Genomic DNA, 12,759 nt, shown 5'->3' with positions numbered 1-12,759 from the left:
GACCCATTCCGCAGGGCAGGCCCTCCCGTACGCTGCGGGCCCATGAATGCGAAGCAAACTGGTGCGAAGCAAACCGGTGCCAAGCAAACGGGTATCGCGGTGGTGACCGGGGCGGGCTCCGGTATCGGCCGCGCGGTCGCCGTGGAACTGCTCCGCGCCGGCTGGTCGGTGGCGCTGGCGGGACGGCGCGTCGAGACCTTGGAGGAGACGGCGGCCCTGGTGCCCGAGGGCGCCGCGCTCGCCGTCCGGACGGACGTCGCCCGGCCCGAGCACGTGAGCACCCTGTTCAGCACCACCGTCGAGCACTTCGGGCGGGTCGACCTGCTGTTCAACAACGCGGGCACGTTCGGGCCGGGCGGCGTGCCGGTCGAGGAGCTGCCCTACGACGCGTGGCGGCACGTGGTGGACACCAACCTCAACGGGGCGTTCCTGTGCGCGCAGGCGGCATACCGGCAGATGAAGGAGCAGGAGCCGCAGGGCGGGCGGATCATCAACAACGGCTCGATCTCCGCGCACACGCCGCGTCCGCACTCGGCGGCCTACACCGCGACCAAGCACGCGCTGACCGGTCTGACCAAGTCGCTGTCGCTGGACGGGCGGCCGTACCGCATCGCCGTCGGGCAGATCGACATCGGCAACGCAGCGACGGACATGACGGCCCGTATGCAGACGGGAGCGCTCCAGGCGAACGGCGAGGTCGCCCCGGAACCGGTGATGGACGTCGCCGACGTGGCCCGCACGGTGCGGCACATGGCGGAGCTGCCGCTGGAGGCGAATGTGCAGTTCGCGACCGTACTGGCCACGGCGATGCCGTACGTCGGGCGCGGCTGACCCCGGGGCGGGCATTCGTCAACTCGTCAACTTGCACAAACGGAATATGAACGTCCGCACCATTGCGGCCGGTCGGGCACTTATGCTCAAATCTCCTACACGAAAGCTTCACAGTTGGAGCAGAGGGCTTCCGTCGGCCACATCCAGGGGGGGTGGGCGGCAGTCGTTCCACGACACCGGGTGGGGGTGGACCCCGCGTGGGACCGCGGGGTACGCACCGGTATGCGTGGAACGGCTGCCGCTGACGTCAAGGGCGGTGTGCCGTAGGGCCGTTGGGCGTCATTCGCGGTGCCGTCCCTTCGCGGGCCGGCGCGCCACGCGCCAGCGCAGCGCCCAGGCCCCGCCCGCCAGGAGCGCTACCGCCGTACCGGCGCCTTCCACCAGCCGCCCCGCCGAGGGTCCGTGCACGACGGTACCGGCGGCGGCTCCCCCGCGCCCGGGCGCCGGCTCCGCTCCCTGCCCCGCGCTCACCGGCTCGACCAGCGTGCCCACCGCCCGTGCCGACGCACCGTGCGCGAAACCCCAGTCGAGCAGGGCGGCGGCCTCCTCGTAGACGGCGTCGGCGCTGTCGGCGGGATGCATGACGGTGACGAGCAGGGTGCGCCCGGCACGCTTGGCGGCGCCGGTGAAGGTGTTGCCGGCGTGGGTCGTGTAGCCGTTCTTCACCCCGATCAGCCCCGGATACGCCCGCAGGCCCCACGCCCCGTCCAGCAGCCGGTCGGTGTTCTGGATCTGGAACGTCTTCCCGCCCCCGGCCGGGAAGTCGGCCGTTCTCGTACGGCAGTAGGCGCGGAAGCCGGGGTCGCGCAGCCCGTACCGGGCGAAGAGCGTCAGGTCGTACGCCGAGGACAGCTGCCCCGGGTGGTCGAAGCCGTCCGGGCTGACCACGTGCGTGTCCAGGGCCTGGAGTTCCCGCGCCTTGGCCCGCATCTCGGCGACGGTCTTCGCCACACCGCCGTTCATGTGGGCGAGGACGTGCACGGCGTCGTTCCCCGAGCGCAGGAAGACGCCCTGCCAGAGCCGGCCGACGGTGTACGTGGTCCCGGCCTGGATGCCGACGAGGCTGGAGCCCGCCGGGATTCCGGCGAGGTCGGCGGCGGTGACGGTGTGCCGGCTGCCGGGCGGGAACCGGTCGAGCACCGTGTCGGCGAACAGCATCTTCAGCGTGGACGCGGGCGGCAGCCGCCGGTGCGCCCGGTAGGCGGCCAGCACCTCGCCGCTGTCCTGGTCGGCGACCAGCCAGGAACGGGCGGTGAGCCTGCCGGGCAGTCCGGTGGTGCTGCCCACCTGCACCGCGTCGTCGCCGAGGCGGTCACCGCCGAGCACGGGCCGGGAAGCCCGGGCCGGTGCCGCGGCGGCCACCGGGGCGGCCGCGGCCAGGGCGAGCACGGAACGTCTGGACAGCCGGGCGGAGTCGCACATCCCGCGACGTTACGAAGCGGAGCCACCTCGGCGTGCCCGGAACGTTCAAAGACTCGCCCAAGGTCCCGCAATGCTCACCGCCCGAGCAGCCGGTCGACCTCGGCCAGCTGCTCGCCGGTCAGTGCCCCCTTCTCCAGCGCTCCCGCGTTCTCCTCCGCCTGGGCGACCGAACGGAAGCCCGGGATCGGAATCGTGCGCGGGCTGCGCGCCCACAACCAGGCCAGGGCGCCCTGGCCGAGCGTGCGGCCCTCGCTGGTGAGGACGTCCCTGAGGGCGTCGATGCGGGCGAGCCACTCAGGGTCGGCGCCGGATCCGTCGCCGAAACCCTGGAGCCACGCCGGGGGCCTGCTGCGGATGTCACCGGCCTCCAGCGGCTGCCGGGCCCGGCGTTTCCCGGTGAGCAGCCCCATGGCGAGCGGACTGCGGTTGATGCTCGCGAGGCCGGCCTCCTCGCACAGCCGGATCATCGCGGGCGCGTCCTGGAGAACGTTGAGCGTGTGCTGGACGGCGGCGCAGTGCGGCCCCTCGGCGAACACGGCGGCGCGTGCGGGGTCGTCGGTGCTCCACGCGTAGGCCCGTATCAGCCCCTCGCGGACCAGTTCCTCGCACGCGTCCCGGAGCAGGGCGGCCTGCTCGGTGTCCGCGTCGGAGAGATGGAACTGGTAGAGATCGACGTAGTCGGTGCCGAGCCGGTCCAGGGACGCGGTCAGGGCGCGGCGCAGGTAGGCCGGGGAGGCGTCGCTGCCGGTGCGGGTCCGGGTGTCCTCGTCGAACACGTTGCCCCACTTGGTGGCGACGACGACATCCGTCCTGCGCTTGCCCAGGGCCCGGCCGAGCACGCGTTCGCTGTGTCCGGCGCCGTAGGTGTCGGCGGTGTCGAAGAAGGTGACGCCCAGGTCGAGGGCGCGCCGCACCGCCCGTACCGACTCCTCGTCGTCCACCTTGCCCCAGCCGAGCGGCTGCCCGTCCGGGTCCTGCCATTCGCCGCCGATCGCCCAGCAGCCGAAGCCGAGGGCGCTCACCTCGATACCGCCGCGTCCGAGCTGCCGTGTGGTTTCCATGCCCGGGAGGCTAGGAGTTGGAGCGCACGCGAACACAAGCCCCGGCGGGGTGCGGATTTTCAGGCCTGGCCGGTCTCGAAGCGGGAGATCCGGCCGTCGTCGTCCACGGTGAAGCTCCACCGGGTGCGCATCTCGCCCCACGTGTCGTTGCTGTAGCGGGCGATGAGGGCGCGGCCGCCGTTGGACTCGTTGTCGACCTCCAGGTGGCCGTGGGAGGAGAAGATCTCCCGGTCGATCCAGTCGGCGAGGTCGCGGTCGGAGCCGTCGTCCGCCATGGTCGCGCCCGGCGCGAGAAGCGCCATGAAGGCCTCGCGGTCGTGGTTGTTCACGGCGGTCACGAAGGCGCGGACGGCCGGGTCGCTGAGACGCGTGGTCTGAATCGTCATGCCAGTCAGCCTCGTACCGGCCACCGGACCACGCCACCCGTGCCACCCGAACGGCGTCCCGGGCGGGTCCGCCGGGTGTCGCGGGGTGTCAGGAGTGCGACGGTGGAAACGCGACGGGGAGGGTTCATCTGTTCCCTGCTGTTCCTGATGTCTGCTCCGGGAGACGACGTGAGGCGTTACGACCGACGTGATCTGGGCCTGCTGCTGCTCCGGCTGGGGACGGGCGGTGTGCTGGCCGCGCACGGCACGCAGAAACTGTTCGGCTGGTTCGGCGGGCACGGCATCGAGGGCACCGGCCAGTTCATGGAGTCCGTCGGCTACGTCCCCGGCAAGGCGAGCGCGACGGCGGCGGGCCTCGCGGAGACCGGCGGCGGCACCCTGCTCGCCCTGGGCCTGGCCACACCGGCGGCCGGTGCCGCGGCGGCCGGCGCGATGGCGGGCGCGGCGGCGGTGCACACACCGAACGGCTTCTTCAACCAGGGCGGCGGCTACGAGTACGCGGCGTCACTGGGCCTCACGGCCGCCGGACTCGCCGTCACCGGCCCGGGCCGGCTCTCCCTGGACCACGCGCTCGGGCACGCGGTGAACCGGAGCTGGATGATCCCGGCGGCGTTCGCGGCGACGGCGGCGGGGACGGCCCTGATCGTCGGGGCGCGCAACCGGCGGCTGCGGAAGGCGAAGGAAGGCGAGCAGGACCCGCTGTTCGAAGAGGAGTACATGGAGTAGCCGCCGGGGCGCCTCGCTGTCAGACCCTCGTGGCAGGCTGCCGCCCCATGGACGATCACACGCCTCAGCCCCCGCCCTCGCCCGACCTGTGGGCCACCGTCGACACCCTGTCCGAGTGGCTCGACACCCACCGCCCGGTCGAGGGCCGCGAGGGCGTGCTCCTGCGCATCCTGAAACTGTCCGAGGAGGTCGGCGAGGTCTCCGAGGCGGTCATCGGCGCGACCGGCCAGAACCCGCGCAAGGGCGTGACACACACCTGGGACGACGTGCAGTCGGAGCTGTGCGACGTCGTCATCACCGCGCTGCTGGCGCTGCGGACGCTGACGCCTGAGGCGCGGGAGGTGTTCGGGCGGCATCTGGAGCGGGTTGCGAAGAGGTCGCTGGGGACGACGAGAGCGCCCCTCGACCGCCAGGGCGTGTCCGCAAAGTCCCGCCTGCCCTGCGGCGTCCGGGCGGACGACGGGACTTTACGGACACGCCCTAGACGGCGACGACGCAGTTGTCGGAGCTACTGCCACCGAACACACTGACGATCCCGCTCGTGCCGTCACCGTAGAACCGCGCGTACACCCCTGCCGGGCGGCCGCCGAACAGCAGCGGCCCGAGCACGGGGGCGACGTCGACTTCGTACGGCTCGTCGACACCGTCGGCACACATCGCAAGCCGGTACGTCTGCGGATCCACGTACTCCTGCACCACGCTCGTGCCCGCCTCGGCTGCTGCGGCCACCGCCGTCTCCCACTGCGCCTGCTCCGTCTCACGGCCGATGACGACCTGCTTGCCGCTCATTCCGACGCTCGCCTTGAGCACCAGGGACTCGCGGTGGGCCACGGCGTACTGGACGAGGTCGACCTTGCGGCCGTCCCGGTGCGTCCCCCTGTCGGACAGGACTCGCGTCCACGGCAGGTACGTGTCGACCAGATTCCGCTCGGCCGCGCTCATCCACGGCCGCCCCTCCGACAGCAGGCCCATGGTGAGCTTGCTGGACAGGAAGGTGGAGGTCTGGGTGCCCACCAGCAGACAGCCGGCGTCCACCGCGGCCTGCACCGGCGCCGTGTCGAGACCGAGAGCCTCCCAGTCGGGGATGGTGAAGTCCCGCAGGCCCAGTGGGTAGCGCAGGTGCGGCGGACAGTCCCAGGCCTCATGCAGGTCCTCGGGCTCGAAGAAGCGCGCCGTGAGTCCATGGCGGTTGAAGTAGTCCGTCTGCAGGTCGAAGTAGCGGGTGAAGCCTCCTTGGTCGCGGGCGCTGCCCAGCAGGGCCACCCGGGGCTCCGCCCCCAGCTCCGCGCACAGGTCTTCGAACATCCGGGTACGGGCCGCGAACGGATCGGGAGAAGTGAACGGCACCCGGCCCGCGCTCGCGTAGAGCTTGTGCCAGACGTCCATGCGGCAGTGCACCTCCACCGCGCCGCAGAGCGCGCCGCTGACGTTGAACTCCAGGAACTGCGGCCCGTTGGGCCCGATGACGACGTCCGGACGGGCCACGCAGTCCGCGTACCGTTCCTCCACGAACGGGTCGGCCATGAACAACTGGCGTTCACTGCGCGGCATGCTGTACGCCGTGAGCCTGCCCTCCGTGGTGGGCGCGGTCTCGAGGGCGGTGCGGCGCACCATGTCGAGCAGCGCGGCGGAGACGCGGAACAGTTCCGCATAGGTCGCCCGCGGCAGAGCGAACGGCGCGGCGGGCAGCAGCGGCTGGTACGGGTAGCCGATGTCCCGCAGCCCGTGGCGCAGCATCTCGCTGATCGTCTTCGCCGGAGCGGCGGGCGCCAAGCGGTGCCTGCCGAACCACGGGTGGTCCTTCGCCCCGTGCGTTCCGTGGTCCTCAAGCGCGGTCATCCGCTGTTCCCCCTACCTGTTTCGTCCCGTCGGGACTGTTCTGACCTGCCGTGATCTGGATGACGTACGGTCTGATCGCATAGCAACCGCCGTATCTCACAGGGGAGATCGACCCATGACTCTGCGCCGCGTCCAGCACAACGAGTACGTCGAGGAGCACGGCGGTGATTACGAGGACTTCGAGGCCGGCATGGTGATCCGGCACTGGCCGGGGCGGACCATCACCGAGACCGACAACACCTGGCTCACCCTCTTGACCATGAACCAGCACCCCCTGCACTTCGACCGGCACTACGGCGCGGGATCCGAGTACGGGCGGGTGCTGGTCAACAGCGGCATCACGCTGTGCCTGGTCGGCGGCATGACCGTACAGGCGCTGTCCGCGCGTGCCGTGGCCAACCTCGGCTGGGACAAGGTGCGCCTGAAGGATCCGGTGTACGTCGGCGACACTCTGTACGCCACGAGCCGGATCCTCGACAAACGGCTGTCCAACTCCCGGCCCGGGCAAGGGATCATCACGGTCGAGACGACCGGCACGAAGTCGACCGGGGAAGCCGTCATAGTGTTCGAGCGCTCCTTCATGGTCCGCTGCCGCGAGACGGACTGACCGACAGGGCCGATGCCCGGATCGGCTCAGCTCGCGGCCTCGTAGAGCGCTGCCGCCGCGGCCGTGTCCTCGATGGCCATGCCTACGCAGCGGAACACCGAGGTCCGGCCGCCGGTCGCGGCCGGGGCGTTGACCAGCTCGCCCAGTTCGTGGAGCCGGTCCTCGCCGATCAGCCCGGCGGCCAGCGCGGCCCGCACCTCGCCCGCCTCCTCGACAGCCGCGACCCGCTGCTCCACGACGACGAACGCGTCCGCCAGGAGCGCCGGGGCGACTTCGAGGGCTTCTTCATGGGTCCCGCCGATCACATTGACGTGTGCGCCTCGAGCCACCCAGCCGGCCTCCACGAGGGGCGTACGGCCGCTGGTGGAGGTCGTCGTGCAGACGACCGCGGCGTCGGTGACGGCCTCCTCGGCCGTGCGGCACACCGTGACCCGCACCGGGGCGCCCGCCGTGTCGCGGATCCACCGGGCGAACTCCTGCGTACGGGCCGCGGTGCGTGAGTACACCCGGACGGAGCGGATCGGGCGCACTGCGGACACCGCTCGCACCACCGCGCGGGCCTGCACCCCGGCGCCGATGACAGCCAGGTCCTCGGCGTGCTCCGGTGCGCACAGGCGGGTCGCGAGTGCCGCGACCGCACCGGTGCGCAGGGCGGTGAGTTCGGCGCCCTCCAGGAGGGCGGTGATCCGGCCGGTCTCCAGGGCGGTCAGCGCGACCACCCCGTGGATCAGCGGCAGCCCGCGCTCCGGATTGTCCGGGGTGAGCGTGGTGATCTTGACGCTGCCCACCCCGCGCCGTTCCCAGACCGCCGTCCCGGCCAGCAGTTCCCGCTGCGGGCCGTGCTGGACGAGGGTCCGGGGCGGCGAGGAGGTACGGCCCGCCGACAGGTCGACGAACACATCGGCCAGCGCGTCGATCACCCGCAGCAGCCGCTCTCGGCCCGCCATGTCCGCGGCGCCGATCATCAGTTGCCCGCTCATGCGCCGGCCTTTTCGCTCAGCTCGGCCACGACGTCCCGGATCAGGTCCTCCTGCCCGGCGATGGCCTGCCGCCTGCCGAGCTCGAAGAACACGTCGCGCGGGTCGACCCCGGCACGCGCGGAGTGGTCGAGTACCTGGTGCTTGAACCCGGAGAACACCCCGGCCAGCCCGCTGACGATGCTCAGCGAGCCGGTGACCGGCGGCGCGGGCATCAGCTCGCGCTCGGCGAACTCGGCGGCGTCGAGGAGCGCGTACAGGTCGATGCCGGTCGTGAACCCGGTGCGTTCCAGCACCGGCACGAGCACCTCCAGCTGGGTGTTGCCGGCCCCGGCGCCGAAGCCGCGCGCACAGCCGTCGATGATCCTGGCCCCGGCCTCGGCGGCGGCCACGGAGTTGGCGACGGCCATGCCGAGGTTGTTGTGCCCGTGAAAGATCACCGGCACATCCACGGCCGCGGCCATCGCACCGATCCGCTCGCCGACGTCCCCGGGCAGGAAGTGGCCCGCGGAATCCATGATCCCCACCGCCTGCGCCCCGTACCCGACGGCGCTCGCGGCGTGCTCGGCCAGTTCCTCGGGGGTGGCCATGTGGCTCATCAGCAGCACGCAGTGTGCCTCGGTCTCCTGCTCCCGCAGGAATTCGAGGTGGCGCTCGGCCAATGACGTCTCGGTGCAGTGCACGCCGACACGGACCACGTCGGTGCCGTGCGCGACCGCCTTGCGCAGCTCGTCGGAGGTCCCCCAGCCGGGCAGCATGAACACACCCATCCTGCTGGTGCTCAGGGCCTCCCGCACGGTGGACAGCATCACGTCGTCGCTGACCGCTGCCCGTCCCGCCTGGAGCGAGGAGGCGCCCAGGCCGTTGCCGTGGCCGACCTCCACCACCGGGACGCCCGCCGCGTCGGCCGCCTGTGCGTACCCTCGCAGCGCGGCCACACCGAGCTGGTGCCGCACCGCGTGCTGGCCGTCGCGCAACGTGGGGTCATGGATCACGACGGCGCTCATCGGCCCACCTTCGTCCCTGCGGCCAGGGCGAGCCGGGCCGCGTGCTGCTCGGCGACCATGACGGCGGCCGAGTTGATGATGTCCAGGTTCCCGGCGTACGGCGGCAGGACCTCGCTCTTGGCGATGATCTCCAGGGACACCACGACCCGGTCGCCCTCCACCGTGCAGCCGATGACCTGGTAGCCGGGCGCGAACGCCCGTACCCGCGCGGCCGCTTCGTCGACCACGGCACGCACCGCCTCGGCGGTGGCTCCTGGGACGACCGCGTGGACGGTCGTCCGGAAGGTCGCCGGGGGCACGGCCGGGCTGATGTTGAGGAGCACCTTGGTGTCGCGCACGCCGGAGAACGTGCTGATGGCGTGCTGGGTCGTCGCCACGTACTCGTCGAGGTTGAGCCGGGTGGCCCGGCCCGCGATGGTGCTGGCCGCGGTGGAGACGACCTCGATGTACTCCACCTCGAACCGGCCGGCCAACGCGTGCGCGATCGGGGTGGACGCCTGGCCGCCGCAGCTGATCAGGCTGATGTTGCGCTCGGTCGGGGCGTGCGTCCCGGTCACGGTCGGCACCACCATCTGCCCGACCTTGCTGGGCGTCAGGTCGATCAGCAGCGTGTCCAGCGGCTGGAGCAGCCGCCAGTGCTCGACGTGCGCAGCGGCGTTGGTGGCGTCGAACACCACGTCGAACGGGCGTGGCACCGCGAGGACCGCGTCGATCCCCCCGGCCGTGGTGGCGTAGCCGAGCCGGTGTGCGCGCCGCAGGCCGGCGGACTCCGGACTGCGCCCGGCCACCAGGCCGCATTCGAGTACGTCGGACTGGTGGATCTTGCTGACCAGGTCCTGACCGATCGCCCCGGTGCCGATGACGGCGACGGAGACGGCCCGGACGGCACCCGGCCTCGGGGCGGTCGCCTCCTCAATGACGGTCATTGTCCATCCCTTCACGATTGCCGCCGGCCCGGCCGAACCGACCAGCCCAGGCGTCCCCGAGTGCCACCGTCATCCGGGCCATCCGGGCGAACGGCGGGCCGATCATGTTCCCGTCCAGGACCGCGATTCCCTCACCCGCGGCCTGGACCGCGTCGGAGACCCGCCGGGCCAGGCGCAGACCCTCCGGGTCGGGCCGCAGGGCCCGGTTGATGGCGTCCAGCTCACCGGGGTGCACGGTCGCCTTGCCCTGGAAGCCCAGTTCGCGCCCCCGCGCGATCTCCTCGGCCAGGACGAGCGGCTCGGTGAGCCGGAAGTTGCCGGTGTCGATGCAGGCGGTGCCGTAGCGAGCACAGGCCATGACCATGGCCTGCCGGGTCGCGAGCAGGCCGGCCCAGGTGATCTCGATGCCCAGGGTGGCGGCCAGGTCGGCGGAACCGAGGATCAGCCCGTCGGCGGCCGCCGCGACCTCGTCGACGCAGGCGACGGCCTCCGGGGTCTCCAGGGTCACGTAGATCTGTGGGCGCAGCCCCGCCGAGGCGAGGGTGTCGCGCATCAGCCTCACCTCGACCGCGGACTTCACCATCGTCATCACGACGAAGCCGGGCCGGACCGGTGACCCGGCGAGCAGCTCGATGTCGTGGACCGCCTCGATGGTGCCGAGTCCGTTGACGCGCACGGCGACGTTCTCCGGTTCCGGCGCCTTGTCGAGGGCCGCCCGGCACACGTCGCGCGCCGCGGGCTTCTCCTGCGGCGGGACTCCGTCCTCCAGGTCGATCAGGTGCACGTCCGCGTCGTACGACCAGGCCTTGACCACTCGGTCGAGGGAGAGCGCGGGGGTGTACAGGATGCTGCGCGGGATCGCTCGGGCCGTGCTCGTCACAGGACCGCCTCCCCGGACAGCGGGGCGGCCGCCTCGGCGCCCACTTCGACCAGCACATCGCACAGATCGCGGATCTGCTGCTCGGTCTGGCCCGCCCGCATCATGACGCGCAGTCCTGCCGTACCGCGTGCGACGATCGGGAAGAACACCGGCGAGACGTAGAAGCCGGCCTCGATCACGCGACGGCCCGCCTCGATCACCGTCGCGTCGCTCATCGGCACGAGCCGGATCGGGAACGTGCTGCCGGCCTGCTCCGTGCGGACCAGCGAGTCGAAGAGCTCGATGTTCGCGTAGAGGCGGTTCTGCAGGGTGGTCAGCTCGCCGGTCCGGTGGATCTGTGCCGAGGCGAGGCTCGCACCGACCGACGCGGTGTTCAGCAGCTGCGAGTAGTTCAGGGCGCCGCCGAATCGCTCGATGACGCGCAGGGTCTTCTTCGACTGCCCGTCGAGCACGATCGCCGCGCCGCTGGTGCCGAACGCCTTGTTCAGGGTGACCACCGTGATGGTGCGCTCGTCCTGGACCGGGCTGTGCGTACGGACGTAGCCGACGCCGCGCTCGCCGTAGGCCGACAGGGAGTGCGAGTCGTCGTAGTAGACCAGCAGACCGTACTTGTCCTGCAGCTCGGCCAGTTCCTTGACCGGTGCGTAGCCGCCCAGGCTGTCGCTGCCGTCGCAGACGTAGGCGACCTTGGCGTACTTCTTGCACATGTCCTCGATGAAGTCGAGGTCGTGGTGGCGTGAGGTGACGACCTCGGTCTCGTCGGCACAGACCGGCTTGAGGCCGGCCATCGACACATGGGCGTTCCTGTCGAAGATCATCAAGGGCCGGGTGCCGTTGCCCAGGTGGCCGGAGGCGATCAGCGGGAGCAGGCCGAACGTCGCGGTGCTCGCGGCGATGGAGCAGACGACCTGGGCGCCGAACAGCTCGCCCAGGGACGTCTCCAGTTCCCGCATGGCGGGGATCTGGACCCGGCTGCGGGCGATGCAGTGGTCGAGGACGCCGTAGCGGCGCATCGCGTCGATGCCGCCCTCGATCACCTCGGGGTGTGAGTCGAGGTCCAGATACGAGCAGCAGCTGAAGTTGACGAACTCATGGCCCTCGGCGATGAATTCATGCCCCTCGGTGGCGCGGAGCACGCCCGAGCCGGCGTCGAGGTCGGCCACGATTCCGGCCAGGCCGTTGCGTTCCGACATGTCCCAGAATTCGTTGCCGATTCCGATCAGCTTGTCGTTGTTGCGGTACCGGTGCGTGGGGGTGATGGTCTTCCGCTCGGTCATGAACTCGTCACCGCCGGCTCGTAGTTGTAGACGCCCTTGAGCTTCCGGAACACCGCGGTGTAGAGCGCCACGCCCAGCACGTAGGGCCGACGGAAGATCTTCGCGTCACGCAGCCAGAAGTTCATGTTGATGTTCATCTCGTCCAGCGACTCGGCCTGGTGCCACCACCCCAGCGGGAGGTAGAGCATCTGCCCTGGCTCCAGGACCAGTTCGCGCCGCTGGGCGAGCTTGGCGGCCACCTTCGGGTGCCGCGCCCAGTCCACGTCGTCGAAGTCGAAGACCTGCGACTTGTCGCCGAACCCTCCCTTGAGCGACCTGGGGTAGTACTCCCAGAACCCGGGGGGAGCCAGCACGAACCGCTTGCGGCCCTCCAGGCAGATGTTGAAGTTCTCCAGCTCGTCGAAGTGGCTCTGGGTGAACACGCCCTGGTGGCTGATCCACAGGTTGGCGGCGTTCATCGGGCCCCGATAGTCGAAGAGCTTTCCGGCATCGAACCCGAGGATCGCGTTGACGTCGTCCGGGCTGTTGCGGAAGTTCGAGACGATGCGGTTCCACGTACCGGGGTCGGTCAGGTACTTGTCGTTCTCGAAGAACTCGCGGAGCTTGATCTCCTCGGTGGTCCATCGCTTGGAGTTCTGCTTGTTGCTCGGTTCGGTGAACAGGGTCACCCTCATGTCGCCGAGGCGCTCGGCCACGCCTTCCCGGCCCAGGCCCTCGGTGCCCTTCGGCAGGGTGATGATCACTGGAACGTCGGCCCGGATGAGGGCCCGCCGCCCGAAGGCCATGAATTCGTCGAACGAGATGCGGGGAACCGGTAGGC

13 protein-coding genes and 1 pseudogene are annotated in these 12,759 nt (G+C 70.9%); 4 read left to right on the top strand and 10 right to left on the bottom strand.

Translation table 11 applies throughout. The features are described from left to right. Positions 1–42: 42 nt before the first annotated feature. On the top strand, positions 43–831 hold the full coding sequence (locus MQE23_RS31620) for an SDR family oxidoreductase (protein WP_243380905.1): 789 nt from the start codon (positions 43–45) through the stop codon (positions 829–831). Between the two features lie 279 nt (positions 832–1,110). Here the strand turns inward: MQE23_RS31620 and MQE23_RS31615 are convergent, their stop codons facing one another. The 3 genes from MQE23_RS31615 to MQE23_RS31605 form a co-directional block, all read right to left on the bottom strand. Next, a complete protein-coding gene (locus MQE23_RS31615) occupies positions 1,111–2,253 on the bottom strand; it encodes a serine hydrolase (protein ID WP_243380904.1) in 1,143 nt (380 codons plus the stop codon). A gap of 74 nt (positions 2,254–2,327) precedes the next feature. Further along, the gene (locus MQE23_RS31610) at positions 2,328–3,314 is read right to left on the bottom strand and encodes an aldo/keto reductase (protein WP_243380903.1); all 987 of its coding nucleotides are present in this window, start codon (positions 3,312–3,314) and stop codon (positions 2,328–2,330) included. 59 nt (positions 3,315–3,373) lie between these two features. Continuing rightward, on the bottom strand, positions 3,374–3,700 hold the full coding sequence (locus MQE23_RS31605; protein ID WP_020269661.1) for a hypothetical protein: 327 nt from the start codon (positions 3,698–3,700) through the stop codon (positions 3,374–3,376). Positions 3,701–3,868: 168 nt separating this feature from the next. Here MQE23_RS31605 and MQE23_RS31600 point away from each other — a divergent pair, with 168 nt between their 5' ends. Together MQE23_RS31600 and MQE23_RS31595 are read left to right on the top strand one after the other, a co-directional pair. After that, positions 3,869–4,426, top strand: a complete 558-nt coding sequence (locus MQE23_RS31600; RefSeq protein ID WP_243380902.1) for a DoxX family protein — start codon at positions 3,869–3,871, stop codon at positions 4,424–4,426. Positions 4,427–4,473: 47 nt separating this feature from the next. Next, positions 4,474–4,812 (top strand): annotated as a pseudogene (locus tag MQE23_RS31595) (MazG-like family protein); the annotation flags it as partial. A gap of 94 nt (positions 4,813–4,906) precedes the next feature. Here the strand turns inward: MQE23_RS31595 and MQE23_RS31590 are convergent. Further along, positions 4,907–6,265 (bottom strand): hypothetical protein, encoded by a 1,359-nt coding sequence (locus MQE23_RS31590; protein ID WP_243380901.1) that lies wholly within the window; start codon positions 6,263–6,265, stop codon positions 4,907–4,909. 115 nt (positions 6,266–6,380) lie between these two features. On the opposite strand from MQE23_RS31590, the gene MQE23_RS31585 reads away from it, so the two are divergent. Further along, entirely contained in the window at positions 6,381–6,872 is a 492-nt protein-coding gene (locus tag MQE23_RS31585) for a MaoC family dehydratase (RefSeq protein ID WP_020275013.1), read from the top strand. Positions 6,873–6,898: 26 nt separating this feature from the next. Here MQE23_RS31585 and MQE23_RS31580 read toward each other — a convergent pair whose 3' ends face one another. Genes MQE23_RS31580 through MQE23_RS31555 form a run of 6 tightly spaced genes read right to left on the bottom strand, consistent with a single transcriptional unit; the run spans position 6,899 to position 12,724 of the window. After that, entirely contained in the window at positions 6,899–7,852 is a 954-nt protein-coding gene (locus tag MQE23_RS31580; RefSeq protein ID WP_020275012.1) for an ornithine cyclodeaminase family protein, read from the bottom strand. Continuing rightward, positions 7,849–8,856 (bottom strand): 4-hydroxy-2-oxovalerate aldolase, encoded by a 1,008-nt coding sequence (gene dmpG / locus MQE23_RS31575; RefSeq protein WP_020275011.1) that lies wholly within the window; start codon positions 8,854–8,856, stop codon positions 7,849–7,851. The genes MQE23_RS31580 and dmpG overlap by 4 nt, the downstream gene beginning before the upstream one ends. Next, the gene (locus MQE23_RS31570; RefSeq protein ID WP_243380900.1) at positions 8,853–9,782 is read right to left on the bottom strand and encodes an acetaldehyde dehydrogenase (acetylating); all 930 of its coding nucleotides are present in this window, start codon (positions 9,780–9,782) and stop codon (positions 8,853–8,855) included. Before MQE23_RS31570 ends, dmpG begins: the two co-directional genes overlap by 4 nt. Further along, entirely contained in the window at positions 9,769–10,662 is an 894-nt protein-coding gene (locus MQE23_RS31565) for a CoA ester lyase (protein ID WP_020275009.1), read from the bottom strand. The genes MQE23_RS31570 and MQE23_RS31565 overlap by 14 nt, the downstream gene beginning before the upstream one ends. Next, positions 10,659–11,939 carry an aminotransferase class I/II-fold pyridoxal phosphate-dependent enzyme gene (locus MQE23_RS31560; protein ID WP_020275008.1) on the bottom strand — a complete coding sequence of 427 codons (1,281 nt, stop codon included), beginning with the start codon at positions 11,937–11,939 and terminating at the stop codon, positions 10,659–10,661. Before MQE23_RS31560 ends, MQE23_RS31565 begins: the two co-directional genes overlap by 4 nt. Then, entirely contained in the window at positions 11,936–12,724 is a 789-nt protein-coding gene (locus tag MQE23_RS31555; RefSeq protein ID WP_020275007.1) for a cupin-like domain-containing protein, read from the bottom strand. The genes MQE23_RS31560 and MQE23_RS31555 overlap by 4 nt, the downstream gene beginning before the upstream one ends. Positions 12,725–12,759 lie beyond the last annotated feature (35 nt).

Origin of the sequence: Streptomyces sp. HP-A2021 (assembly GCF_022807935.1) — a bacterium.
GTDB lineage: Bacteria > Actinomycetota > Actinomycetes > Streptomycetales > Streptomycetaceae > Streptomyces > Streptomyces afghaniensis.
The sequence above is the reverse complement of the archived record's forward strand: the minus strand, read 5'-3'. Positions and strand labels throughout refer to the sequence as shown.

Coding starts and splice junctions, on each gene's coding strand:
- MQE23_RS31610 (WP_243380903.1), bottom strand. CDS start 3,314: ATGGAAACCACACGGCAGCTCGGACGCGGCGGTATCGAGGTGAGCGCC.
- MQE23_RS31580 (WP_020275012.1), bottom strand. CDS start 7,852: ATGAGCGGGCAACTGATGATCGGCGCCGCGGACATGGCGGGCCGAGAG.
- MQE23_RS31620 (WP_243380905.1), top strand. CDS start 43: ATGAATGCGAAGCAAACTGGTGCGAAGCAAACCGGTGCCAAGCAAACG.
- MQE23_RS31590 (WP_243380901.1), bottom strand. CDS start 6,265: ATGACCGCGCTTGAGGACCACGGAACGCACGGGGCGAAGGACCACCCG.
- MQE23_RS31585 (WP_020275013.1), top strand. CDS start 6,381: ATGACTCTGCGCCGCGTCCAGCACAACGAGTACGTCGAGGAGCACGGC.
- MQE23_RS31555 (WP_020275007.1), bottom strand. CDS start 12,724: ATGGCCTTCGGGCGGCGGGCCCTCATCCGGGCCGACGTTCCAGTGATC.
- MQE23_RS31615 (WP_243380904.1), bottom strand. CDS start 2,253: ATGTGCGACTCCGCCCGGCTGTCCAGACGTTCCGTGCTCGCCCTGGCC.
- MQE23_RS31570 (WP_243380900.1), bottom strand. CDS start 9,782: ATGACCGTCATTGAGGAGGCGACCGCCCCGAGGCCGGGTGCCGTCCGG.
- MQE23_RS31560 (WP_020275008.1), bottom strand. CDS start 11,939: ATGACCGAGCGGAAGACCATCACCCCCACGCACCGGTACCGCAACAAC.
- MQE23_RS31605 (WP_020269661.1), bottom strand. CDS start 3,700: ATGACGATTCAGACCACGCGTCTCAGCGACCCGGCCGTCCGCGCCTTC.
- dmpG (WP_020275011.1), bottom strand. CDS start 8,856: ATGAGCGCCGTCGTGATCCATGACCCCACGTTGCGCGACGGCCAGCAC.